At 43.0% G+C, this 25,817-nt stretch carries 23 protein-coding genes; 22 read left to right on the forward strand and 1 reads right to left on the reverse strand.

Annotated elements, in window-relative coordinates:
* The first annotated feature begins 5 nt into the window (after positions 1 to 5).
* The 3 genes from DUL71_RS32585 to DUL71_RS32455 are packed head-to-tail and all read left to right on the forward strand — an operon-like array spanning position 6 to position 1,101.
* On the forward strand, positions 6 to 401 hold the full coding sequence (locus tag DUL71_RS32585) for an FAD-dependent oxidoreductase (RefSeq protein WP_341867753.1): 396 nt from the start codon (positions 6 to 8) through the stop codon (positions 399 to 401).
* Between the two features lie 11 nt (positions 402 to 412).
* On the forward strand, positions 413 to 697 hold the full coding sequence (locus DUL71_RS32715; protein WP_208645672.1) for an FAD-dependent oxidoreductase: 285 nt from the start codon (positions 413 to 415) through the stop codon (positions 695 to 697).
* Complete coding sequence (locus tag DUL71_RS32455; protein WP_208645673.1) at positions 670 to 1,101, forward strand: NAD(P)/FAD-dependent oxidoreductase; 432 nt, start codon at positions 670 to 672, stop codon at positions 1,099 to 1,101. Before DUL71_RS32715 ends, DUL71_RS32455 begins: the two co-directional genes overlap by 28 nt.
* Positions 1,102 to 1,208: 107 nt before the next feature.
* Here DUL71_RS32455 and DUL71_RS28340 read toward each other — a convergent pair whose 3' ends face one another.
* A complete protein-coding gene (locus tag DUL71_RS28340) occupies positions 1,209 to 1,994 on the reverse strand; it encodes a sensor histidine kinase (protein ID WP_114941191.1) in 786 nt (261 codons plus the stop codon).
* Between the two features lie 656 nt (positions 1,995 to 2,650).
* Between DUL71_RS28340 and DUL71_RS28345 the strand changes: the two genes are divergently transcribed.
* The 19 genes from DUL71_RS28345 (at position 2,651) to DUL71_RS28465 (ending at position 25,795) form a co-directional block, all read left to right on the forward strand.
* Positions 2,651 to 4,777, forward strand: coding sequence for a cbb3-type cytochrome c oxidase subunit I (locus tag DUL71_RS28345; RefSeq protein WP_244228860.1), 2,127 nt, complete (start codon positions 2,651 to 2,653; stop codon positions 4,775 to 4,777).
* Positions 4,778 to 4,794: 17 nt separating this feature from the next.
* Positions 4,795 to 5,802: a cytochrome c gene (locus tag DUL71_RS28350; RefSeq protein ID WP_114941192.1), complete on the forward strand. Its 1,008-nt coding sequence runs from the start codon at positions 4,795 to 4,797 to the stop codon at positions 5,800 to 5,802.
* A 290-nt stretch (positions 5,803 to 6,092) separates the two neighbouring features.
* A complete protein-coding gene (locus tag DUL71_RS28360) occupies positions 6,093 to 6,500 on the forward strand; it encodes a cytochrome C (RefSeq protein ID WP_114941194.1) in 408 nt (135 codons plus the stop codon).
* A 15-nt stretch (positions 6,501 to 6,515) separates the two neighbouring features.
* The gene (locus DUL71_RS28365) at positions 6,516 to 6,896 is read left to right on the forward strand and encodes a group III truncated hemoglobin (protein WP_114941195.1); all 381 of its coding nucleotides are present in this window, start codon (positions 6,516 to 6,518) and stop codon (positions 6,894 to 6,896) included.
* A gap of 87 nt (positions 6,897 to 6,983) precedes the next feature.
* Positions 6,984 to 8,345 (forward strand): TolC family protein, encoded by a 1,362-nt coding sequence (locus DUL71_RS28370; RefSeq protein ID WP_114941196.1) that lies wholly within the window; start codon positions 6,984 to 6,986, stop codon positions 8,343 to 8,345.
* 24 nt (positions 8,346 to 8,369) lie between these two features.
* Positions 8,370 to 9,413 (forward strand): HlyD family secretion protein, encoded by a 1,044-nt coding sequence (locus tag DUL71_RS28375; RefSeq protein ID WP_114941197.1) that lies wholly within the window; start codon positions 8,370 to 8,372, stop codon positions 9,411 to 9,413.
* Complete coding sequence (locus DUL71_RS28380) at positions 9,410 to 10,993, forward strand: MFS transporter (RefSeq protein ID WP_114941198.1); 1,584 nt, start codon at positions 9,410 to 9,412, stop codon at positions 10,991 to 10,993. The genes DUL71_RS28375 and DUL71_RS28380 overlap by 4 nt, the downstream gene beginning before the upstream one ends.
* Before the next feature lie 667 nt (positions 10,994 to 11,660).
* On the forward strand, positions 11,661 to 12,107 hold the full coding sequence (locus DUL71_RS28390; protein WP_114941200.1) for a GNAT family N-acetyltransferase: 447 nt from the start codon (positions 11,661 to 11,663) through the stop codon (positions 12,105 to 12,107).
* A gap of 711 nt (positions 12,108 to 12,818) precedes the next feature.
* On the forward strand, positions 12,819 to 13,469 hold the full coding sequence (locus DUL71_RS28405) for a sterol desaturase family protein (protein WP_208645674.1): 651 nt from the start codon (positions 12,819 to 12,821) through the stop codon (positions 13,467 to 13,469).
* 30 nt (positions 13,470 to 13,499) lie between these two features.
* The gene (locus DUL71_RS28410; protein WP_114941203.1) at positions 13,500 to 14,969 is read left to right on the forward strand and encodes an aminotransferase-like domain-containing protein; all 1,470 of its coding nucleotides are present in this window, start codon (positions 13,500 to 13,502) and stop codon (positions 14,967 to 14,969) included.
* A gap of 442 nt (positions 14,970 to 15,411) precedes the next feature.
* Entirely contained in the window at positions 15,412 to 15,885 is a 474-nt protein-coding gene (locus DUL71_RS28415) for a Crp/Fnr family transcriptional regulator (RefSeq protein ID WP_161964530.1), read from the forward strand.
* A gap of 1,240 nt (positions 15,886 to 17,125) precedes the next feature.
* Entirely contained in the window at positions 17,126 to 18,049 is a 924-nt protein-coding gene (locus tag DUL71_RS28425) for a helix-turn-helix domain-containing protein (protein WP_114941205.1), read from the forward strand.
* Between the two features lie 440 nt (positions 18,050 to 18,489).
* A complete protein-coding gene (locus tag DUL71_RS28430) occupies positions 18,490 to 18,906 on the forward strand; it encodes an adenylate/guanylate cyclase domain-containing protein (RefSeq protein ID WP_114941206.1) in 417 nt (138 codons plus the stop codon).
* A 51-nt stretch (positions 18,907 to 18,957) separates the two neighbouring features.
* Positions 18,958 to 19,209, forward strand: a complete 252-nt coding sequence (locus DUL71_RS28435) for a hypothetical protein (RefSeq protein ID WP_114941207.1) — start codon at positions 18,958 to 18,960, stop codon at positions 19,207 to 19,209.
* 40 nt (positions 19,210 to 19,249) lie between these two features.
* Complete coding sequence (locus tag DUL71_RS28440) at positions 19,250 to 19,852, forward strand: FMN-dependent NADH-azoreductase (RefSeq protein WP_114941208.1); 603 nt, start codon at positions 19,250 to 19,252, stop codon at positions 19,850 to 19,852.
* Positions 19,853 to 20,261: 409 nt separating this feature from the next.
* Positions 20,262 to 21,680 carry an aldehyde dehydrogenase family protein gene (locus tag DUL71_RS28450; RefSeq protein ID WP_114941210.1) on the forward strand — a complete coding sequence of 473 codons (1,419 nt, stop codon included), beginning with the start codon at positions 20,262 to 20,264 and terminating at the stop codon, positions 21,678 to 21,680.
* 30 nt (positions 21,681 to 21,710) lie between these two features.
* Entirely contained in the window at positions 21,711 to 22,514 is an 804-nt protein-coding gene (locus DUL71_RS28455; protein WP_114941211.1) for a helix-turn-helix domain-containing protein, read from the forward strand.
* A gap of 564 nt (positions 22,515 to 23,078) precedes the next feature.
* Positions 23,079 to 24,140 carry an alpha/beta hydrolase gene (locus DUL71_RS28460; protein WP_114941212.1) on the forward strand — a complete coding sequence of 354 codons (1,062 nt, stop codon included), beginning with the start codon at positions 23,079 to 23,081 and terminating at the stop codon, positions 24,138 to 24,140.
* 179 nt (positions 24,141 to 24,319) lie between these two features.
* On the forward strand, positions 24,320 to 25,795 hold the full coding sequence (locus DUL71_RS28465) for an aminotransferase-like domain-containing protein (RefSeq protein WP_114941213.1): 1,476 nt from the start codon (positions 24,320 to 24,322) through the stop codon (positions 25,793 to 25,795).
* The last annotated feature ends 22 nt before the right edge of the window (positions 25,796 to 25,817 follow it).

Consider the following 25,817-nt stretch of genomic DNA (forward strand, 5'->3'; position numbering starts at 1 on the left):
CCAGCATCAGTGCGCCTTTTCGCAAATTATTTCGTAGGAGCAGGGTGCACTTTCGGTATGCCGAGGTTATGAGCGTCGACACTGACCTACATTTGTTATATCTCAATAACGGGCTAATAAATTATGATTTCCTGGTTTTTGCAGCAGGAAGCAAGGTAAACTTTTACGGGAACGAGCATTTCCTTGATCACGCGGTCCCGATGAAAACCATCGACGATGCGCTACGCATGCGTAATATAATGCTTGATAGAATGGAGAAAGCTGTGATAAATACGGACCCCGCCGAACGAAGGAAACTACTAACCACCGTAATAGCAGGCGGAGGGCCTACCGGAGTCGAAGTTGCAGGGATGCTGGCAGAAATGAGGAACACATTCTGCCGCGGGATTATCCTGAACTGAAACACGAGGTCATGGATATTTATATTGTGGAAGGCGCCCCAAGCCTATTAATGCCGATGGGCAAAAAAACACACGAGGAAGCTTATCTCTTCCTGACCAATCGTGGCGTACGGGTCATCCTGGATACGACCGTAAAAGATTTTGATGGTGATACGGTCAAGCTGAGCGATAATAGATCGATCAGGGCCATGACGTTGATCTGGACAGCCGGGATAACTGCGAATACATTCGATGGCATTCCAGTCACGAGTTTGGGGTTAGTAAACGTATGTGCACTGACAGGATGGCGAGGGTAGCAGGACTGACCGACATCTTTGCTATTGGCCATGTCGCTCTGATCAGTAACGACCCCGATTATCCTAAGGGGCATCCCCAGATTGCCCAGCCGGCAATCCAGATGGGAAAAAAACTTGCCGCGAATCTCAGCGCCCTTGTCCGTAACGAATCATTACAACCATTTAAATATTTCGATAAAGGGGACATGGCCATTATCGGGAGAACGAAGGCCATGGCTGATCTTTTCAAACTTCGTGTACACATTAGCGGACCTTTAGGTTTAATCATATGGCTGTTCATACACCTTCTTTCTTTGGTGAGTTTCCGGAATAAGTTCATCACCTTGTATGACTGGGTGACAGCGTATATCTCTAAAGACAAGTCGCTCCGAATGATCTTTCGTACTGAAAAACACCAGCCCTAAAAAGTCCGCTTCATGAATGATCATGTTTGATGCTTAGCCTATCGGGTTATCGTTTTAAAATCAATGTTGACCAAAACTAATTGTATTTTTTTCCATAATTTCCAGGTTCAGTATATCACCGGCAGGCTAAAAAAGAAATGGGATCCTTCTCCAACGACACTTGAAACACCGACCCTGCCCCCATGTTCGTCGATAATTTCCTTAACGATAAATAAGCCAAGGCCGCTTCCTTCAATATTCTGAACAGCTAAAGTATCGGGGCGGAAAGCCTTCTGAAATATCCGTTCACATAACGATGGTTCGATCCCGATTCCAAAATCCCTGACAGCGACGATCACATCCTCTGAACTGCGAATACAATATATGCTGATATCCTTTAGTCCTCCGGAATATTTAACAGCGTTGCTGAGAAGATTATTCAATACTTGTTTGATCCGGTGCCGCTCGGCCTTCACCACCACGCTCTCGCTCCCGTTAAATTCGATAACGAATTCCGGATAAAGCTGATCGGCTTCCAGCAATAGTTCCCGGATCAAGTCGACCAAATCAAACTGATGAAATGTAAGCGACCTCCCGGATTGTGGACAACGGAATTTTTGCACAAAATCATCGGTCATTCTACTGATCGCATCGACCTGTACATTTGCCTTCTCTAGGATACCACTAACCTGGTCAGAATTTCCGTTGGATAAACGCTGAGCCATTTGAAGATATATCTTGATCAGGGAGAGCGGCGTTTTGAGTTCATGACCGAGGATTTGGATTGCTTCAGCAGAATGATTTCCAGTCGCCTCTGTGCCTGCGACTTCTTTATTCAGGGAATTATGGACCAGATGAGCTGCTCCCAATGTTCGGATTGCTTCGAGCGTTGTTTCAATGTTGTTAATTTTCATAGCTATTTATTTAGAAATTACTGGGAGGGCAATACCAGTTACGTGTCACTTTGACGACCTCCAAGTCTTTGTTTTCAGCAGGTTCGCTTTACATTCTCTTTTGCGAAGCTTATGTTACTCAATGCCGGTGCCAACACTCAAAGCACTGGTAGAAAAGACCTTGGCCAGTATTTATGAAAATATCGCCGCTTAATATCGCGGTTTCAAAACAAAAAAACCATTACGGGCCACTGGCTAACCGCCTACAGAACGGTTAAGGCTGACAGATTTTTATCTTCGGTCCTGCGGGTTCGCTCAACGGATTTTCGAAATCGGTCAGCGCCCTCCTTCAGGTACATTTCAGGTTGGCAACCCACTTTATATCGCGCCGCGGGCCACGCATTAGAGCGCAAGCCCGAATTATCGTATGATCATAATCCTCTCTTTTACATCAATTCGTTGAAATACAAAATTTTAAAGCAATGGCACAATAGTAGCAAAACACCGCAAGCGATACAAAACCGATCAGCATCACGTGTATGAAAAAAAGCGCAGCATACTCAGATGCTCTTTGTATCATCAAGCGGTATTATCCGGAACAGATCAGTAGTCAGTGTAGCTAATGGCATGTGCGAGCAAATGGAATATCAATGTAAAATCGAATGAACTGTTAAGATATGAGAACAAAAACAAAGATGATGACCGTAATTTTCATGGGCAGCACACCTGCTACACATGCAGATACGATTTCAGGATATTCTGACAACGAAATCAGTGCCATTTTATTAGGGCTACTTATGGGTATGGTTGTATTTATACTCTTACTTCTTTCACTATGGCTTTATCGCCTGGTAACGCGGTTACGTTCGGAAACTAGAGAACGGGACCCCGATTTTCAAAACTGGTGCGAACAGCAATTAACGGGACTTGACCAGGCAGAAATCGACCATCTGATCGCCCGTCACGACATTCGTCAAAAAAAGACAGGAGGAAAAAGCAAGTTCATCCTCCTGATGATTGTAATAATCACAACAACGAAAGCCCATGCTCAAATTACTCCTGCCGACGCAGGGCTGATGAAAAGCCCAGGGATGATCATCATGCTTACGCTCATACTGATCCCATTATTGCTGGCCTTGTGGTTGACCGGTATTAAAATATCGAGAATCATTGCAAGAGCGCAGTACAGAAGAATTAAAAAAGACATTTCAGATCTGACCAATACTGCATTTGCTGATCCGGAATTCTATCGTAAATTGATAGAGAGAAAAGCAGCACTTGATTTTCGGCTCGCCGATTCAGAGTTGAGAGGTCGTGAACCTGTTGCAGATACACGTGGTATGTTACATAATGTGTCGGAAGTCCATTCACCTCGATTCCTGTCATCGAAACGCAAGGCCCTGTTACCCCACGAACTGCCCCCCGGGACTGTAAAGTTGATTCTCTGGTATCTGGCCAGCGCAACAGTATGGCTAATTATCGGAACTTCTATAGGGGAATATTTAGGAATAAAATTTGTGTCTCCTGACGCAGATCATATTAGCTGGCTGAGTTTCGGACGTCTGAGACCAGTACATACCAACATGGTATTCTGGGGATGGTCCTCTCTTGCTATGATTGGATTAGGCTATTATGTTGTACCAAAGGTCGGCAACAGTCATATCTTCAACCTGAGAATCGCCTACTGGTCACTCATTGCAATAAATACTGCCATCATATGCGGTACAGTATCATTAATGGCTGGCATCAATAATGGCGGCGGTGAATACAGAGAATACACCTGGCCGGTCATGAGTCTTTTCACTGCAGGCATTCTTCTTTCTCTGTATAACTATTTTCAAACCATTGGAAGCCGCAGCACAAAAGAGATCTATATTTCAAACTGGTATATCGTATCGGCGATGATGTTCATTGCCATCATTGCAATTGTCGGATATGTGCCTTGGTGGCAAAACGGGCTTGGCGAAACCATCGTGCAGGGGTATTACATGCACCAGGCAGTTGGCATGTGGTTTATGCTATTTAATCTGGGGCTTATATATTATTTCCTTCCCCAACAACTCAACACTCCGATCTATTCATACAGCCTCGGGATACTAGCTTTCTGGGCACAAATACTTTTCTACACTTTAATAGGAACTCATCATTTTTTATTCAGTTCCATTCCATGGTGGCTACAGACCATAGCGATCGTTGGAAGCGTTGGTATGCTAATCCCGGTTTTTGCCGGAACCACGAATTTTTTGATGACCATGCGCGGTAACTTCAACAAGATCGGCAGGAGTTATACGCTTCCATTTTATTTAGTAGGCATTTTATTTTATTTCACCGGATCAACCCAGGGCACCGCTGAAGCCTTCCGCGAAACGAACCTCGTCTGGCATTTTACAGATTTTACCACCGCCCACTCCCACCTGACTATGTATGGAATCATTGCCTTTTTGCTGTGGGCCTCAATTTACACCCTTGTTCCCAGACTTACCGGTAAAGAACCGGCGCAACACTGGGTTGGAGCGCATTTCTGGCTTGCATTGCTGGGCCTCTTATTTTATACAATTCCATTAATGATCGGTGGAACCTTAAGGGGTATGGCCTGGCAGACGGGCAGACCATTCATTGAGAGCGTGACCTTAATGGCTCCTTATTGGTTGTGGAGGGCAATCGGCGGCACGCTGATGTGGCTTTCCCACCTGATCTTCTGCTGGAATATGTATTCGATGACTCTGAGGAAAACTGAAAGCGAAATAAGACGAAAGGTACTGGATGCAATAGATGACAGCATAAATATTACAACCGCCATATAAACGATTCATGAATTATTATGGAAATATATTCAAATCATAAAAAGCTATTTATACTGGCCTTGGGATTCTTTGGAACACTGACGCTTTTTGTAGCCATACTCCCAGCTATGAACAACCAGCAATCTGTGAATATCTTGCCTGGGGCAAAGCCTTTGACACCATTGCAGATTGAAGGAAAAGCTGTATTTATAGGAGAAGGTTGCGTTGCCTGTCATACACAACAAGTTCGCAACCTTGAAATGGATAAAGTCTGGGGAAACCGCCCGAGCATCGCCGCAGATTACGCCGTTATAAACAGGACTGACATATGGCGTAATACCGCCACCCTGATGGGATCGGAACGCACCGGCCCGGACCTGACTAGTATCGGCAGCAGGCAACCGAGTACGGATTGGCACCTGCTTCATCTTTACAACCCACGTTCCGTTGTTAAGGAATCAGTTATGCCGTCCTATGAATGGTTATTTCTAAATAAAGAATATCCATTCCCCGAAGAAACTCTGGTCAATGTTCCTGAGGAATTCAAAAGTGGAAGCGGAAAGATTGTCGCATCCCACAGGGCACTGGCACTGGTAGCCTATTTGCAATCCCTCCAGCAGGTGAAATTGCCGGACGGCCGCCCTGTCCCTGTATTCCTATACGGAAAACAAGCGAGCAACGCCTCCCTGCTTACCGGAGCAAAATTATCTGAAAAGTCCCAATTTGACGGCGAGGCCCTGTATTCGAGTAACTGTTCTAGCTGTCATCAACCTAACGGTGAAGGTCTTGTTGGTGCCTTCCCACCACTTAAAGGAAGCAAGATCGTCCTTAACCCCGATCCCAATGTCCAGATTACGATCATCATGAAAGGTTATAACGGTCGTGAAAGCGAAGGCTATAGCGCTATGCCTGCAGTCGGAACAAACAATAACCTGAAACCCGAAGAAGTTGCGGCGATCATAAATCACGAGCGAAGCAGTTGGGGAAACGACAGCAAACAAGTGAGCGTGGAGGAAGTCAAAAAAGTTATATCAGCACTTAAATAATCACCTTTAATTTAACATCCTGAGATAATGAAAAAATACATATTCATCGCTTTACAATTGACGAGCAGCAAATGCTTACTGGCCTGTGAGGCCTGTAAAAAACAACAAAGTAACCCGTTTACAGAAATTACACATGGCCGCGGACCCGAGAACAGTTGGGACTACCTTGTAGTAGCCATCATGGTCCTCATTACATTGTATGTTCTTTTCGCATCCTTAAAATACTTACTGAGGCCTGCAGAGCGAAACAGGGCGCACATCAAGAACATAATTTTTCAACAATAGCTGACATGAAAGATAAAAGTTTTGTCACCCTATTCATAGATGAACAGCCGCAGGCCATTGGAGAATTTCCGGCCCCCGTCTCCTTTGAATTGGACACGCGAAAATTGACCGACGGCAAACATACGCTGAGGATCATCAGCAGGGACGTGTCTGGCCGAGAGGGCGTTAGAACAATCCCATTTATTGTGCGCAATGGTCCCGCTATTGCTGTGGAAGGCCTGAAAAAAGATGAGATCGTCGAAGGCGTTCTACCTCTGATGATTAATGCCTATGGAAAAGGAGACCAGAAAACATTTCTGCTCCATGGCAGCGAAACGCCTCAAAGTATACCGTGGTGGGTTGTTACCTGGATTATTCTTTTTATTGCCTGGACGGGCTATTTTATTATTTCATCACTTTCAATTAAACTTTGAAACGCAAACTTTGGTATGACGGACATCAACAACGATATATGTATTCAACTGCTCGTAAGTAACTTCTATGATAACATCAAGCAGGACAAACTTCTGGGGCCTGTTTTTTTCGCAATGATCGGAGATTCCGAGGCACACTTGTACACGATGAATTCGTTCTGGAAGGTGGTACTCTTTGGTACACCGGGCTATACCGAAAATCCATTTGCAAAATATGACCAATTCATAATCACTGCCCGGCACTTAGAGCGCTGGCTGAAATTATTTCAAATAACCGTAGATACGCATTTTAAAGGCTCTAAAGCCGAAGAGGCAAAAGTAAGTGCAGGTAAAATGGCGATTGTTTTTCAAAATAAACTGGCCAGAGTAAGAGACAAGGACAGGATCATACTGTGATGTCTATCAAAGGAGCTTAAAATCAAATGAAATGCCCCCTCCTTACTGTCCATATTAATAGTGATCAGCTTAAAATCAAACCCAATTATGAACGCTCTCAGGTCTATATCGCTTATCCGCTGGATTTTAATGACCTCGACCAGTTTTTTCTTCGGCATGCAAAATCCAAGTTATGCACAACAGAATGTTCCTTCGGCCCAAATCCGACCAATGTCCCTTCAGCAGGCCATCGCACTGGGAAAAACGGAAAATAATTTGGTAAAAGCAGCCGCAAGCGAAGAGGCCGCTGCTTCAGAAGATCTGAAAGATACAAAAATGAATGCGTTTCCGACAATACTTGCAAATTCCGATTATCAGCGTTTTACGAAACTGACTTTATTCGAAAGCGGGCTTGGAAGTGCCCATTCGATCCCTAAGCGCCCCACGCAATATGGTGCAGATGCAGGATTGTCCGCTATTTTCAATATATATTCAGGAGGAAAACAAAGAGCAGCCGAGCAGGAACAACAGCATCGAAAAGATCTTGCGGGAACAAGCAAACTGGAACAAAGTGCAGCAATCGGGCTCCGCGTCGTCAATCAATACCTGGACATGGTTAGACTCCGCGACCAGCGCAGGTTGATCATTGATCAAGTCAAAAGGGCCGAAACGCGCTACAGGAACATTACCGCCTTTTTCAATAACCAAAAAGTAACACGTAGTGATTTGTTACGCGCAGAATTGAACCTTTCCGCAGTAAAGCTGAATCTCGAGCAAATAGAAAATGATCTAACCATCAGCAATCAGAAACTGAACGTTCTGATTAATTTTCCCGGTTATGTAAAAATCGAACCAACGGATTCGGCCAACATGGTGCGCCCTCAGGCCGCTGAGTTGTCTTCATTGGCGGCCACAGCACCTGCAAATTCTTTCCTGGCGCGCAAAGCCGCTCAAAATCTTCGCTTTCAGGCCGCAAGGGTCGAAGCTTTACGAAGTAGCAACCGGCCTTCGATTTCGCTGTTCTCTGCTTATGGTCTTACTTATCCAAACGCGATTTTCTACCCCCCGGTTGATCAGGCTTACGCGATTGGTTTCATCGGAGTCAAAGTGCAATATAATATATCTTCATTGTACCAGAATAAAAATAAAGTATCGGCAGGGCGTATTCGCTACCAGGAATTAGAGTACCTACAGCAAAATGTTAATGACGACGTAATGCAGGAAACCGCGAGTCTGGTAATCAAATATCAGGAAGAATTAAACAGAATAATTGTTGCAGAGCAATCAATCGAACAGGCACAGATCAATTACAGAATCATAAACGCCAAGTACCTCAACCAGCTGGCTTTACTAACGGACCTTTTAGATGCCGATAATCTATTGCAAGAGGCACGGTACAACATAGTTTTGGCACAAACTAATGCTCAACTAATATATTACCGGATGCTGTACGTTTCAGGTAAACTATGAATAATCTATTTAAATACCTATATCATGAATGGTACTTCTATCAAACACCCGCTTAAAGTTGTTTTCTCAGGACTTGCAATCTGTGTAATTTTGGTGAGCCTATATTTCTATGCCGCGTACCTGTGGAGGGGAAACAGTTTCCAGGAGACTAATGACGCTCAGGTAGAATGCTACATCAACCCAGTTTCAGCGCGGGTTGGCGGTTATATTAAGTCGGTCTCCTTTGAAGAGCATCAAATAGTTGCGGCCGGTGATACGCTTATGATACTGGATGACAGAGAATACCTCCAAAAAGTGAAGGAAGCCGAAGCCGTTGTTGAAGATGTACGGGCGCAGATGCTTGTTTTGAATGCAGGTATAGCCAGTCAGGAAACCGCTTCAAAAGTAAACACTGATCAAATTGAAGCTGCGAAAGCAAGACTTACATTACAGAAGGCAGATATTGACCGTTATAAAAAACTGATAAGAGAAGAAGCGATAACTGGGGCTGACCTTGACGCAGTTCAATCACGATTTGATGTTTCCCGCAGTGAATATAGTGCTGCGGTAAACTCATTGAGAACGAACTATGCTAAGATCAATGAACTGAAAACCCACAGAGCATTGCTCTCCGCTGATTTGAAACGAAAATCTGCTTTACTCGAGCTGGCACGTATTAACATGAGATATACGGCTATCACTGCTCCCTACGCGGGAAAGTTGGGGAGAAAAACCATTCAGGAAGGACAGCAAATTCAACCGGGACAACCCCTTGTATTAATTGTAAATGAGCAGAGAAAGTGGATTACAGCAAACTTTAAAGAGACCCAAATAAGTAAAATGTACGTAGGGCAACCAGTCGAAATCAGCGTCGACGCTATAGATGACAAAATTTATCACGGACAGATCGAGGCCATTTCGGCTTCTACGGGGTCCAAGTATTCACTTTTGCCCCCGGATAATTCGACCGGAAATTTTGTAAAAGTTGTGCAGCGGGTTCCTGTTAGGATCCGCTTTGTCAGCAAGGATATCGCGGCGGTGAAAGCGGGTATGAATGTTCTCGTATCTGTAAAAAATAAAAATATATGAATCCTCCTGTGTATCTCAAGCCTTGGCTGCACGCCCGCCCCGCAGTCGCACGCATATTACTGCAGTTTATTATGCTCTCCGGAGTATTTCAATTTGGTGTGTTTGCACTCAGCCAAAACTTTGTTGTATCCTATCTGGGAGCCCAGCCGGAGGATGTAACCTTGGCCCTACAGATGACTTATATCGGGATTCTTGTCATGCTGCCGATACAATTTAGGTTTCAGCGTTATTTCCAACCCAGAAATTATTTGATTGTTGTAATTTCATCAGGAATTTTCCTGGCTGCCGCCTGCATGGTGGTTCAGGACCTGATCCTGTTCTTTATTATTCGTTTTTTACAGGGTATAGTCGTTTGCGGGATGGCTGCATGCATGCTTGTGCACATTACGGCATACTTAACTCCAGCGCACCGTCAGGTAACACCCTCTGTCCTGCTATACGGTACCGTGCTGGCTAATGCCATCCTGATCGGCATGATCGCCTCAAGGGTGACACTCACGGGCGATTTTCAGCACCTGTATTATTACATTATCCTCTTCCTTGTGACCTCTTTACTGATCGTGATCTTTGCTTTTAAAAATTATACTGACCGAAGGCCCTATCCGCTTTGGCAAATTGACTGGGCCGGAGCTGTCTTTTTCGTTTTATCGGCTATAGCGATGGCTTATTGTGTGATCTACGGATCAAAATATGAATGGTTCGCTGACAGCCGGATAAAAATGTCCGCAGTCGCTTTGATTTTCGGGCTAATTCTGTTTTTATCAAGGGAAATAACTTTTAAGCGCCCTTTGATTCAGGTTACAGTATTGAAAAAACCAAAGATGTGGCTTGGACTAATGTTGCTTGGCACTTATTACGGTATGAAGGAAAGTATTAATTTATTGTTTGGATATACCAGTACAATTCTTACATGGAGCCCGGAACAAACCATGCAGCTCGGATTGTTAAACATAGCCGGCCTAACCATTTGCATAACTATTTCAACTATATGTTTGGTTCGGGGCTTTACTAATTTACCGATGTATATTGCGAGTGGTTTTGGTTTGCTTTTCATTTATCATATTTGGATATACCTGGTCATGACAAACGACCTTTCCTTTGAGGATCTCATGATTCCATTTTTCCTTCAAGGCGCAGCTTCCGGGATAATGTTTATACCGATGGTCATCTTCATAGTGAAGACAGCAACCCCCAAGGCAGGATATACTGGCTTAGTTATTGGCGCTTATGCCCGTTTTATTTCCCTGCTAAATGCCAGCGCTGGATTCTTTAATCTTCAGCTCTATTTTAACCAACAATACAAAGAATCTTTTCTTGGTAAGATCACCGTGCTGGACGGACCAATCAGCGAAAGACTCGATAAACTGTTTGAATTTTATAGCACACGAGGGTTCGCAGCCAGCCAGGCCAGTGCGTTAGCCAACTCAGCATTGGCAAAAACACTCAGCATGCAAACACAATTACTAACTATCAGGGCGATATTTATGACACTTTCAATAATCGCAGCTCTGATCATGGTAACCGCACTGATCATAATTATCCTTTCGGCGATCCTAAAATCCAGACAAATGCAGGTATAATAAAATTTGTTTATATAGAAAAAGTCCAAGCGGTAAGCAGCGCACGGGATATATCGCCAGCCGCTTCTATTGCACTCAGGGAAGGCGCAAACTTAAAAAAAACACACAAACGTTTAAAAAACAATAACTTAAGTCGAACCATATGATATTTACTGACGTTTACGACCATGTAAATATGCATTTTGTAATAAATCATGTTCTTATGTATTTGTACTTCAGAAGAAACCGAAAGTTAAATTGTGTTATCACCAAAAGAGTAATTGAATTGCATGGCATGGGATACGATCAGGATTTTACAATGAAAGCCGGGCAACTGATTTGTGTGCAAAATAGCGATATTTTACCACATATGAAGTAGCGATACGTGTCATAGATCAAGGTTATGATCACGTTGATCATTGTTTTAAATACGTTCACAGTATTGATACTTTCAATGGTGAAAAAGGGGTTTTATCACGAATGCAATCATCACGAATTCCTCGGTCAGCCTGTTGAATGACGATTCAGTGGCCAGAAAGCAAAATGCAACCAACATTATACTGGCCCGGTCAATAGGATTTTCTGCCCCATCATTCGAAACGCTTTCGCCTTTAACGTTACATGAAGTTTCAGTACATATTTTACTCGAAATGTAACTCAATGATTACCAATATAAAATATCAAATTTATGCTATGCAAAAAAGTTAATTCCCGGACAGATATCGAAGTTTGTAAAAATCTGATCCTGGATTTCAGACCACATTTAAACCCGGCAACAGTAACTGACCATGTCGAAAAAATGATCAGAAACGATAGTTATGAACTCATATACGCATTTGAAGAAAGCGACCGAAAAGCGATGGCGTTTGCCGGGTATCGTAAATACGAGATGTTGAGAACAGGAAAGATCATATATATTGACGACCTTTTTACATCACCCGACAACAGAAAGAAAGGGTGCGGTAACTTCTTGCTATCTTTCATCGAGAACGAAGCCAGACAAGAGCAGGTAAAAAGTATCCACCTGGATAGTGGTTACACTCTTCACCCGGCTCACCGCCTCTACCTGAACCGAGGCTTTATACTTGCCTGCAATCATTTTTCCAAAGACATCCCAACCGTTAATAAAAGGTAATAATAAACCAGATTTTAAAGTGTAAATGACAATAAAAAAGTTTTATAGCACCAATAATTCTGTGATTTCGAAAGCATTATGGGCGTCTTTATCAGGACCTATGAATGTGCTATCCGCGTGGCATTTTTTCTCGCTCATTAGACCGAACACGGTTCCAGTGTTGGAATTAAAGAAAAAACATCAGAAGGAATTGATTAATGTTCAAAACTTAACCCCTGCCCGCTTCATGATGAATTTAGAATTAGCCTAAATGAGCTCACGAAACTCATGCAGAAAACTACTGTAAAATCATTTAATGTTGATCTCTGTATGCCGTTATATTTCTAATACGCTGACTCAAACATTTGACAGTGATATTTTTTCATTACGCGCTACAACCAGAGTCATCAGGAAAGTATTAATGAAAAAACAGGTTTCCGTCCGGTAAAAATCGCTTCGTGTCCGCACTTTTACTTGGTTGAGACCACATCAAAGAAACAGAATTATTGTATTATAGAGATTTGGATCGCAGGCGAACTCATGCAAATCATTTTTTTGTTGGCCCCCTGGCCCTGGTTCAATTGGTCCCTTCAAAGTGTTACTTGTACCTGTAATTTTGCGCCCATTCGATCTCCATGACTGGCTTTCTGGTTCACCGGGGAATACTAGATCATCGATCAGGATGCGCTTTTGAATCAAATTAAAAATATAAACTGTTAATCATCGATCAAAATGACTTCTGTTAAAAAAAAATTCATCTCAAACTCTGAAGAATCTGTCAGGATGTTTAAAAGTGGCCTTTTGGAAGCACTTTCGAAAGTTCATTTTACTGTACCGATTTACCTGTTTCTGCCGGTAATTATTTACTGTTGTTACCGTTCCGCGGCTTCAGCCATGCTTTGGTGGGAGTACCCTCCCGTGTTGATTATTGCCTTAATAGTATGGACACTGGTGGAATATGTGATGCATCGCTATGTCTTCCATTTCGAATTACCCGGGACCATTGGCAGAAGACTTCATTTTATCATACATGGAGTCCATCACGATTACCCAAGTGACAGGCTGAGGTTGGTCATGCCGCCATCTTTAAGTATTCCACTTGCTTTTGGATTTTTCTCGCTCTTCAGGGCCCTCTTACCGGCCCGCTATTTTCGGTTTTTCTTTGCCATTTTCCTGGTGGGTTATCTGGTTTATGACATTGGCCACTATGCAATGCATCACTTTAATTTTAAAAGCGGTATTTTTAAGAAAATCAAGCAACACCATATGCGCCATCACTATCAGGAACCAGAAAAGGGTTATGGCGTCAGTTCGCCTTTATGGGACCACATTACAGGATCTTTGTTTAGTAAAAACACATCGGCTGGACCATATCGTAAATAAACCGGAATTTGAAGATAATGAGCAAAGAGCATGTTACCATTCAATAATCTTATCGTAGCTGACCGTAACTCCAAAATAACAATCGCTAAACAGGTTAGCAATCAAATCGTGAAGCTCATCAGGGATGGCGTAGTAGTTCCTGGCGCACTGCTTCCGGCAACAAGGGTGCTTGCCGATCTAATCGGAGTGAACAGGAAGACAATAAACAAAGCCTATGAAGAGTTACTGAACGAAGAATGGATAGAGTCGGTTCCCAGACAGGGCTTTCGGGTCAAAACAAATCTTCCTCTGATAAAGCCCAGATCTTTCCACCCGCAAAATAAGTTCGAAAAAACAGATTTGGAACAACCGCCACTAACAGAACACGAGGAGATTCCCAAACTCCAAAAACGCAGGATAGCTGATAATGACTTGTTGATCAATGACGGACTTCCCGATTACCGGCTTACGCCCTACCAGGAAATGAATCGAGAATACCGCAAACATTTCATCAACACTGCGCTCAACCGGGCTGCTTACTTTTTAGACCAGGGCGGTCATCCTTCATTAAAAACTGCCACCGCTACATTTCTGAACGGAACGAGGGGGTTAAATGCAGGAGAGGATAATATCATCATTACCAGGGGAGGACAAATGGCGATCTATCTTGCAATCACTCTTCTTGTTGAAAAAGGAGAAACAGTGGTGGTAACAGAGCCGAATTATATATTTGCTGATGAAACTTTTAAGAACGCCGGAGCAGTGATTAACCGGATAGCCGTTGATGAAGAAGGGATGATCATTGAAGAGTTTGAAAAAATACTCCAAAGTAAACCTGTAAAAATGCTCTATCTCGCTCCACATCACCACCATCCCACAACGGTAACGATGAGTTCTGAAAGAAGGCTCGGGTTACTCCAACTCATGTCCAAATTTGATTTTTGGGTATTGGAAGATGATTACGACTATGATTATCACCACAGTAACCGGCCTATACTACCGCTTGCTACAAGTTGCCACAACGGCAAAATCATCTATGTAGGATCCTATAGCAAATTACTGGGCCCTTCGGTACGGCTGGGCTTTATGGTCAGCTCCCCCAGGCTTACACAGCGTGCACTACAGTTAAAAAGATTATTCGACCTGAAAGGGGATGTTTTTGGCGAATATGTAATCGCACAAATGATTATGTCAGGCGCGTTGGACCGGCACATACAGCATGTAAACAAAGTCTACGCATCCAGGTGTCATTTGATGTCAACACAGATTACGACATATCTTGGGGATAAAGTTTCCTTTAAGATACCTCAGGGGGGACTGGCCTTATGGGTGAAATTTGATCACTCGTGTGAATTGAAAAAGCTCATCAAGAAGGCGGCAGAAAATGGCTTGCATCTTCTTGGCAATGTCTGCCACAATAAACATTCACGACATAATAATTCGATCAGACTCGGCTTTGCTTCCCTGGAAGAACAAGAGATTACCCAGGCAATCTGTATACTTAGCAAACTGATTACTTAGACCAGCAGCGAACCGTTCGCCCCCTCTTCTAGTCACACTTAAACTGAAAATGCCGCTACGTGTTTCTACAAATGTTCGCCATACGACATTCAGACTGCTGTACTGACAACCCATGAGATTAAGCAGTTACGCGAAATAAAGTATACAATAAGATGCCGGCCCGAAATAAAATGCTGGCCACCAGGTGTTTATAAACAGGCGTTCTTATTGGAACGCTTTGACCGGAAACCTTTACAATTATGCAAGCTGCAACCAGATTATTGCCCACAACTATTTTAACCGGTACAAACATGCGACCTGTTGCCGGCGCAGGATGGATTCAGAGCAGAATGAATGGAATGAGGCATTCAGAACATTGATTCAAAACGTTCAGTCCTACACCGGGGTCAGACTGACAACGGAAGAAACTACCCTGCTTTCTCAAACTGTCAGATTTAAAACGTTGAGAAGAAGGCAGTATCTGCTTCAGGAAGGAGATATTTGCCGGTATCTGACCTTTGTTTCGAGTGGGGCGCTGAACATGTACAATCTTAACGACAGGGGATATGAAGCGATTATAGCTTTTAGTATCGAAAAAAGCTTGATGGTGGACAGGGAGAGTATGGAGCTGCAAACAGCTTCGGTCTACAACATTGAAGCCATAGAAAAAACACAGATCTTCCAGCTTACAACAGGACAATTGGTTACCCTGTCTCAAACCGTCCCGGCCATTGCCGAAATGGTCAGGCTTCAAAACAAACAACTTGCAATCGATACACAAAAACGCATCCGCGCGGCGATAAGCATGACCGCAGAAGAAAGATTTCACGATCTGATCGCATGTAATCCAGAATATATACAGCGATTTTCGCAAAATATGATCGGTTCGTACCTCGGCATTAAAGTAGAAACGCTAAGCCGCTTCAGAAAGCGTTGACCTTATTGATATATGTCAAATACCGAATTGATTTTGTTTCTGATCTGCAAAACTGTTTCTGTTGAAATTCCATCCACAATTTGACCGGATTCAATCTCTCAGATAGATCGAAATCCGATCCGTCGCTGAACTACTGAAATTTGATTATATCATCTCCAGCCTGGCTTCTCCCTTACAGGTAATAATGACTCGTCGTAAGCTAAATAGCCGGCGCTTAATGGCAGATGTCCTCACCCCATAAGCTCTCCATTCAACGAAATCACCTATGTAAAGGCAAGATATTTTTGACGAATGTCGCTATTACAGCATACCCTCTCCATGCAACTTTGTAACGTTCGAACGATAGATCATACAATTTTTAAAAACAAAAAATTATAAAAAACTTCATCAAATTATTCTTGACATTGGTATTGATAAGCCAGATTACATTAAACAAAGCCTTAGCGCAAAACACAAAAACCAATTCCGGAATCCGGTTAAGCGTTGGTCCGGAATCCGGAATTCCTGTCGGGAACATGAATGACCGGTACAATTGGAACCTTGGAGGTTCAGTGCAGGTTGATGTACCGATCAGCGGGAACCCCATATATTTAACAGGGCTTGCAGGCTTCAATAATTTCTTCTCCAAAAACGAACTGACCAATGTCCCGATCTGCAGATAATACCGGTAAAAGCGGGTCTGAAATATTTTCCGCTAAACAATTTTTACATTCAGGGCCAAGCTGGTGCATCCTTCCTTTTATATAAAGCAAAAAACGGTTACGATAATTCGACAGCTTTCAGCTATGCTCCTCAAGTTGGCTATCAGTTTCCCGTAGGCTCGAATTATATTGATGCGGGTGTGAAATGGGAAGGCAATACTAAATTTAAAACGGGAGGGACTTCTAATAATTTCATCGGCTTAAGGTTAGCTTATGGATTCGGTCTTTAAGAACAAACGTCCAAATTGCCGACAAGTGGCCGTATCTAACGGGACGGCCATATTTTAACCTTTTATGTATTGACAAAATAATTGATCGGAATGTGTTTAGGCCGGGAGGCCTGATTTCGGCAATATCTTCTAAAAAGCCGAAAGAGACTTTTCTCCTGCCGGGCGAGGAGTTTGAGGTAATCTGACCGCAATAAATCAGCAATACTCAAATTTAATGATAGGACTAGTTTAAAAGTCATGAAGGCCTCTCAATTAATTTTTAACGCTATGCCATCATTCCAGGAAAGCAAATTACATTAATTTAGTTCAATGAATAAATCACCCAAAATATCTGGTATCAGAACTACGGTCAAATCCCATATCTCCTTTGATGAAAGCCGTTTAGAGACCTTTGGGATCAACAATTTTGATCCGTTCACCACTACAGAAGAATTTATTCCGTTAAGCAATCAAGGTTCCCTGAAAACCGGGCCACCGTTAAGAACAGATTTTTACATCCTGGTACTTTGTTTGAAAGGAGAGTCCCAGAAAAACATTGGCCCATTCACAATTGACGTTAAGCCTCTGACCATTCATTTGGTATCTCCGAAATATATCAGTTCCTATCGTGATAAAACAGACGATCTGGAGCTTTATATGCTACTCTTCAAACTGGAGTTCCTCACCCGGTCATTCATAAAAGAAGAAGTCATTCTGCAGCTGTTGGAAATCTCCCCCGACATAACCCCTATTTATGATCTTAGCGAAGATGCTTTCTATCAGCTAAAAACACTATTTGAACAGATTGACCGGGAATACCGGGAGCGAAAAGCCTATAATCAACAAATAGTAAGGCTCTTGCTGATTCAGTCCCTTTTTGAAATGAGCAGAGCCTGCGAAAAGTGTAAAATTTCTGCGGCAAAACAAGCCAGCAGGCACAGTAAGATCGTAATGGATTTTAAAAAACATGTTGACCGCTATTTTTTGGAGAAGCGCAGCGTTCAGGAATATGCTCAAATATTACATATCTCCCCTAAGTACCTCCTTGAAGTTGTGAAAAAGGAAACCGGACAAACTGCTTTAAACATCATCCATAGCCGTATTTATCTCGAAGCTCAATTCCTCCTGAGCCAGTCACAAAAAAGCATAAAGGAAATCGCGCTGGGGTTGGGGTTCGATACAAGCTCCCACTTCAGTCGATTCTTCAGACAATTTGAAGGCAAAACGCCGTTACAATACCAGCAACAACTGTAAAATTGGTTCTATTTACCGAAATATAGGGACTATTCCCGCTCGCTATAACCGGAACTTTGGCGTGTTCAATAAAACGAATAACACTAATATTCATAGGTCATGGAAAGCAAATATAATAGAATAGTACCCCATTCATATTGTGCCAGCTTGTTTCAGCAAATACAGACTGAAAGAGACTCACATCGAACCCGCAAATTGTCTCTCAATCGGTTAATCCGAAAAAATGGTTTTCGCTTCAGGGTTTACATCGGTATTCCACCTTCAGTTAATAACACGAGATTAACGTGTTGTTTTGCGTTAAAAGCGGTCATAACAAAGCTTACCGGAGGGTACCGCTTTGTTAAAAAGCTGCGATATTTTCTGGTACACACTCCGATTAATTCCCTCTGCTGAACATTTTAAATCCTGCCCGCCACCATCAACCACTAAATATCATTTCGATGTACTGTGTAAAGCTAAATAACAACGAGATTCATTGCCCGGATGTAAATTCAGAAAGTCATTGCCTTGCCCGACGCTCTCTTGGCAGGGAAAAGCAGCTTGCTATATTTTTCCTTGATATCAGGAACTACACGAAGTTAATGGATACATACGCTCATTACGATGTCCTTTTTATCGCCAGAATTCTTTTGGAAAGCTTTTGTAAAACGATCATTTCACTAGGCGGCAAAATTATTGAAGTAAGCGGCGATAACATTTACGCAGTCTTTGGAATCAACTCTGATCTTCGGTCAGCGGTGAGGTCTTCTTTAAAAGCCGCAAGAGCTGTACTCGCCCAACTCAAGGAATTCAACCAGGAACATATTTTTCCCTATTGCAATTCAATCCTGGAAATAGGCATCGGACTGCACCAGTGAAATGTTATCGTAGGCAGGACTAAAATTTTGGGGAGATCACAACTGACCGTCATGGGCCTTCCGGTAAATATAGCGTCACGTATTCAGGGAGAAACAAAAATACTCAACAATAATTTGTTGGTTTCCGAGGAGGCCTTCTCCATGCTTGCTGATGAGGATTTAACTCATGAGTCGTTTTCCGTTATGCTCAGGGGGGTGTCCAATCCGGTAAAATTACATCTTTTGGGTAACCCTTACGAAAAAGCCCCGCCCGTAGCCCCGGCTGAAGATCAGCTACCATATCATATGGCCGTGGCAGGTTAATAATCCACAAAAATTCACCATATACAAATTCAAATGATACATGAAAAAGATCCTTCATATCATTTCAAGCCCGCGAGGCAATTCATCATTTAGTATCAAACTAGGCGAAGCTATAGTTAACAAAATCCAGGAGACTTACCCAGGGAGCACCATACGTAATTATGACCTCATTTCAAAAAATTTCCCGCATCTGGAGGAACATCACGTAACCTCATTTTATACTCCGGCCGATCAGAGAAGCCCGGAAGCTATTCAGGCGTTGTTCCATTCTGACGATGCGATCGGGGAAATCAGGAGTGCAGATATCATTGTCATCGGAGCTCCGCTGTACAACTTTGGGATCCATTCATCATTAAAGGCCTGGATCGACCATATCACGAGGATCGGAGAAACCTTCAATTATACTGAAAATGGCCCCGAAGGCCTTGTTAAAGGAAAGAAAGTCTATATCGCTATGTCTTCCGGCGGAATCTATTCGGATGGGGATGCAAAGCGTTTTGATTTCGTTACACCTTACCTAACGACGATCTTAGGATTTTTAGGGATGACGGATGTGACGACATTCAGGGTAGAAGGAACCGGTCTGGCTGAATTTAAAGACAATGCAGTCGAAAAAGGTATTGCCTCAATAACCCTGGATTAAACAAAAAAAATTTTAATTTTCAGAGTTCAGCAATAGTATGAGGTCGCTTGTTTTACAAGGTGGCCTTTTGTATCAGGTAAGGCACAGGTTATTCTCCCGGTAGCTTCTGAAAACAATGGCTCGCATTCGGCCACGTTCCCATTGTGTTCGGAAGAATCAGCTGTACATGATTAATTATTGTCTACACTTTATATCGCTACTGATCGGGTTTTCTACGTTATTTCGAAGTACAACCAAAGCAAAAAACGATAAAACAGCTGTTAAACAGACACTTGAAAAACAGGAACATTCCTTGCTTTTGCAAAAACACATTGATGAAAAAATTGTCCTGGACTACTCAACAAACCAAAATTGGACCACCGGGCAAAGTATCGAAGCACAATCAGATTTATTTTTGTAAAAAAAACATATGAAAACAGTAAATCAAATTTTGGTTGACGGAAAACTGATTCAACCGATCGGCAGTGAAACGATGCCTTTATATAACCCATCAACAGCCGAAATTATCGGCGAAGTTAGGCTGGGAAACGAACAGGATGTAGAACTTGGAGTGCGGGCTGCAAAAAAAGCGTTCAAAAAACATGCGGTCCGCTCTGTTGAAGCGCGTTCTGAAATACTACAGAAATTGCACGATGCCGTTCTGAACCGGGAAGATGAATTGAGTGAAGCAGCGATACTGGAATATGGGTCCCCGGTAACGGCAACCAGGGGCAGGACAAAACTGGCCGCCCAGTTCTTTCTCGACGCCAAAAATGCTTTAGAAGAAATTAAATTTGAAACACTTTTCGACAAAGCAGCTGTCATCAAGGAACCACTTGGCGTTGTTGCTGCAATAACACCATGGAACGCTGATTATATACACATCTGCGGCAAGATCGCACCTGCGCTGGCTGCCGGATGCACCATTGTCATAAAACCAAGTGAATTTAATGCCATCGAGACTCAGCTTTTGGCTGAATGCTTTATAAGTGCGGACATTCCCGCAGGTCTGATAAATATCATAAACGGAACCGGGGCCGTCGTGGGTTCTGCACTAACAAGGCACCCGGATGTCTCGATGATCTCATTTACCGGCTCGACACAAACAGGGAGAGCCATTGGCAAGATAGCTGCGGATACCATGAAAAGGACAATTTTAGAACTTGGCGGAAAATCTCCAAACATCCTTCTGGATGATTGCGATTTTGAATCCGCTATACCCCGAGCTATAGCAATCTCGTTCAGCAATAGCGGGCAGGCCTGCCATGCAGGCACACGCCTGATTGTACCTGCGCACAGGCTTGAATTGGTTTCAAAATTACTGACGCAGACTGTAGCGGGAATAAAAACAGGTCATTTAAATGATCCGAGCTCTTCAATCGGTCCTATGGTCAACGCCCAGCAGTTTGACCGTGTACAGTCCTATATACAAAAAGGCATCGATGAAGGAGCAAAATTACTTATTGGAGGGCTGGGACATCCTGATGGCCTGGATGGTTTTTACGTGAAGCCCACCGTTTTCACAAATGTCACTCCAGATATGGTTATCGCACGGGAGGAAATCTTCGGCCCGGTATTATCAGTGATCAGCTATCGTACTGAAGAAGAAGCAATTTCTATTGCTAATGATTCGATCTACGGACTTTCAGCTTACATAAGCTCAGGAGATGTTGCAAGAGCCCAAAAACTATCAAGGCAAATTGAATCCGGCCGCGTGATCATTAATGGGATTATCAATACAGAAACCAGGACACCTTTCGGGGGATTCAAACAATCCGGTATCGGGCGCACTGGCTGGAGTTATGGCATAGAAATGCACCTCGAACCTAAAGTTATTGCCTGGAGTTGATACTTTATTGAATTACTGAATATTTATAACATGAATGGAAAATTACAGGCAATCAAAGCTCATTACAGCACGAAATCAGTAACAGGGGAAAGCTTCATCAGCGACCATATGTTTGCGTTCCAGACGGCCGGGACGCTAAAGGTTGTTGATGGGGCCTTAACCTCATTATTTAAAGCGGGCGACTTCAGGCTTGGTATAAGGAACAGCCTGGCACGTTTTGTAAAAATCCCCGTGAACGGCGATTACGGATCCGTAACGCTGACGTTTTCAAGAGAATTTCTTCAGGAATTTGCATCTGAGCGTCAGATCAGCATTTTACCAGTCAGGCAAAAAAAGCCGCCGGTTCTGAAGCTTAAAGACCACCGTTTCTACCGCGCTTTCATATCTTCTGTTCAGCTATATTTCCCGTTTCCTAGCGGCGATGATGACTCTTTGGTTAAACTTAAGCTGGAGGAAATTTTGGTTATTCTCTTAAAAGTACAACCAGAATTAAAAAATATTCTGTTTGATTTTACTGAACCGTCCAAAATTGATCTTAAAGCCTATATGGAACAGAACTTCAGGTACAATCTAAAAATATCACGATATGCATATTTAACAGGGCGGAGCCTCTCGGCATTCAAACGTGACTTTGAAAAAACATTTCACTATTCCCCTTCTAAATGGCTAGTCAGGAAAAGATTGGATGAAGCTTATTTTATGATTCATGAAAAAAAAATGAAGCCGCTTGATGTATTTATGGAAGTTGGATTCCAGGATCTCTCACATTTTTCATACGCCTTCAAAAAACAGTTCGGAATATCCCCATCACACGTGCGGCACAAGTCAACATAAATTATAATTATCCTATTGAAAAATTCCCGCGCCGCAGGTTCTGTCAAAGATGATAAAATAAACTAAATACTTAAAAATGAAGCCATAGCGAACACCGAAGAAGATTTGTAATGAAGCTTTGTATTCCATCGCGTAGCGGTTTCCGAATAATTTCCGGGCCGGGGTCTGGAAGGTTGAAATTCAATATTGACAAAAAGCACAAAATATCATTGACTTTTATCATTAGTAATTTCTTATCATATACAGGTCAAACAGTTCCTTAAGTCGGAAAACCAATAATTACATCCCCATCCGGTTTTATTATCAAACACTCTGAGGCCTAATGACGGAGTTTATGCATCATGAGATTCATGCCGGCTGGTATAATTCCGAACATTTCAATTTTCACTGCTTGTAGGCAGCATGGACCAAAACAGTCTATTTCGTCAAAACCAACATATCTGGCGATATATGATAGGATACAGAAATTCAATTTAAGTCTAAAACGCTGACTATCAGAAAATTAACAAACAGGCATCATCATTGATCAAATCGCGTATATTTTAACCTTTAATTTACAATTCAATGAAAAACAAAACGAACGCGCTTCTAAAAAATGCCAGACGTCCTATTTTACTAATTGCATTGACCATTGCGGGGTCTTTCGCGACACAGGCTCAGGTAGCGGATTATTCAACGGATGAGCACCTTAGCCCCGAGGTACGAACATTTCTCAAGGCCCTTAATAATGGGGGACCTGCGGTAGAAAGCTTAAAGCCGGCAGAAGCACAAAAAGTCCTGGTAGATGCTCAAGCCGGGGTAAAAGTTGATTATTCGGGGATAACCGAATCTGAAAAAACGATCAAAACGGATGGGTTTACTATAAAATTGAATATTGTTCGCCCTTCAGGTGCCAAGGGAACCTTGCCGGCCTTCATTTTTATTCATGGCGGCGGTTGGGTTCTGGGCGATTATCCTACTCATAAACGGATGGTCCGTGATCTCGCCGTAGGATCAGGTGCCGCCGGCATTTTTGTTAATTATACCCGTACCCCCGAAGCACAGTATCCGGTGGCTATTAACGAGATCTATGCAGCCCTTAAATGGGTATCTGAACATGGAGCAGAAATTCATGTAGACGGGAAACGGATTGGAGTAATTGGAAATAGTGTAGGGGGAAATATGACAGCGGTAATGTCACTGATGGCAAAAGAGCGGAAGGGACCTGAGATCAAAGTCGCCGTTATGATGTGGCCGATAGTGGATGCCGGATTCGACACCGAATCTTACCGGCTATTTGGCCAAGATCGTTTTTTGACAACTCCTCTAATGAAATGGATGTATGACATGTACATCCCACAACCCGAAAAGCGCAAGGAAATCTACGCATCTCCGCTGCAAGCCAGTATCGAACAGTTAAGAGGGTTGCCGCCTACGTTAATACAAACTGCAGAAAATGATATTCTTCGTGACGAGGGTGAAGCTTACGGCCGAAAACTTCTGGAAGCTGGTGTTAAGGCTACGACAGTAAGATACAATGGCGTGATACACGATTTCGGCCTGCTCAATGGACTGGCTACGATTCCACAAACGGAGGCTTTGTTTGTCCAGGCTTCTGCTGAGCTAAAGAAGTATCTCTTTAAATAAAAAGCAGGTTTAACCAGAAAGCCCGAATCATCTTGTGCGTTCGGGCTTTCTTTTTTTTCCGCCGCTAAACACTTAGACAATACTTCCGGTTAGAATTTCAAGAAAATCGTTCTATTTCATTTTAATTTTATGCCTAAATTAGAATTAAATTGATGAGTTTGTAATCAGCACCGACCTTAATGTCCATTCAGACCCTACCTTACAGCAATCTGCTAACAATTGACAGAACCTCAGATACGCCGGTGTTCAGACAGCTAGCGAATGGTTTAATGACACTGATCAGAAACGGCAAAATTCAACCCGGACATCAACTACCTCCCAGCCGTGAGATGTCTGCTATGATAGGACTTAATCGTACTACAATCATTGCTGCATATGATGAGTTAAAAGCCCAGGGATGGCTGGAAGTAAACGGAAAAAAAGGGGTGTTCGTTGCCGGGCATTTGCCGGTCGTCACCCCAAAGTCTTTCAAAACTGAAGCCCGGTCAGCTTCTACTGCTCCCGATGAAACGAATTTTCAAAAAAAAAATCATTTTAACCGGCCTCCTTTCCGGGAGGTCAAACCATTTCAATTATTGATCAATGATGGTTATCCAGATCCACGGATAGCTCCACTTAATTCGATAGCCAATCGTTATAAAACATTATTGGACAAAGCGGCTTTACACGGCCCGTTAATGACCGGCCACGCTGCGGGTAGTCTGTCGTTAAGAATGGAACTGGCTGAATTCTTATCAAGAACGAGAGCTTTGAATATCAAAAGTGAGCATGTACTGGTCACACAAGGCGCTCAGTTAGCGATCTATATCGCGGCCAACCTATTATTGAAACCTGGCAGCTCAGTTATTGTAGCGGATATGAATTATATCCTAGCGGATATGCTGTTTGAACAATTAGGGGCCACATTAATCAAAGTGAAGGTGGACGAACATGGCATTGATGTAGACGAGATCGAAGAGGTTTGTCGAAAGTCCAGGCCGGATCTATTATATATTATTCCGCATCACCATCACCCGACGACCGTGACGCTAAGTGCGGAAAGGAGGATGAAATTATTGGCTATCATCCGAAGGTATCAACTGCCGGTGATCGAAGATGATTACGACTATGATTTTCACTATAATAATGGTCCGACCTTGCCCCTTGCAAGTGCAGACCACAACGGCTATGTACTTTATGTTGGCTCCATTTCTAAAACATTAGCACCTTCTGTCCGCCTAGGTTATCTCATAGGCAGCACGGACTTTATCATTAAAGCTACACGGCTTAAGCAATTGGTATCGATACGTAGCGATGTATTATTCGAAGAGTCCGTAGCGCAATTGTTTAATACCGGCGAAATGCAGCGCCATCTGCGGAAGTCGGTCAAGTTATACATGCAGCGGCGCAACCGGTTTTGCGAACTTTTAAAGGCGGTTCTCGGAGATCTCGTACAATTTACCAATCCCGAGGGCGGCATGGCCGTCTGGATTGTCTTTCCGGATAATTATTCCGTAAGTGAACTGGCGATGAGATTGTACGCTAAAGGGATTCATATGAATGACGGCAGTATTTATCCTTACTCAACTACCATTAACGGTACCAGAGTAGGATTTGCATCATTGAATGATTCGGAGATGGACATGTTCGCGCAGGCGCTTGTTCAAGTTAAATAACCGAAGGCAGGTCTTTACCGGA

Source organism: Mucilaginibacter endophyticus (assembly GCF_003351025.1).
In the GTDB taxonomy this organism is placed as follows: domain Bacteria; phylum Bacteroidota; class Bacteroidia; order Sphingobacteriales; family Sphingobacteriaceae; genus Mucilaginibacter; species Mucilaginibacter endophyticus.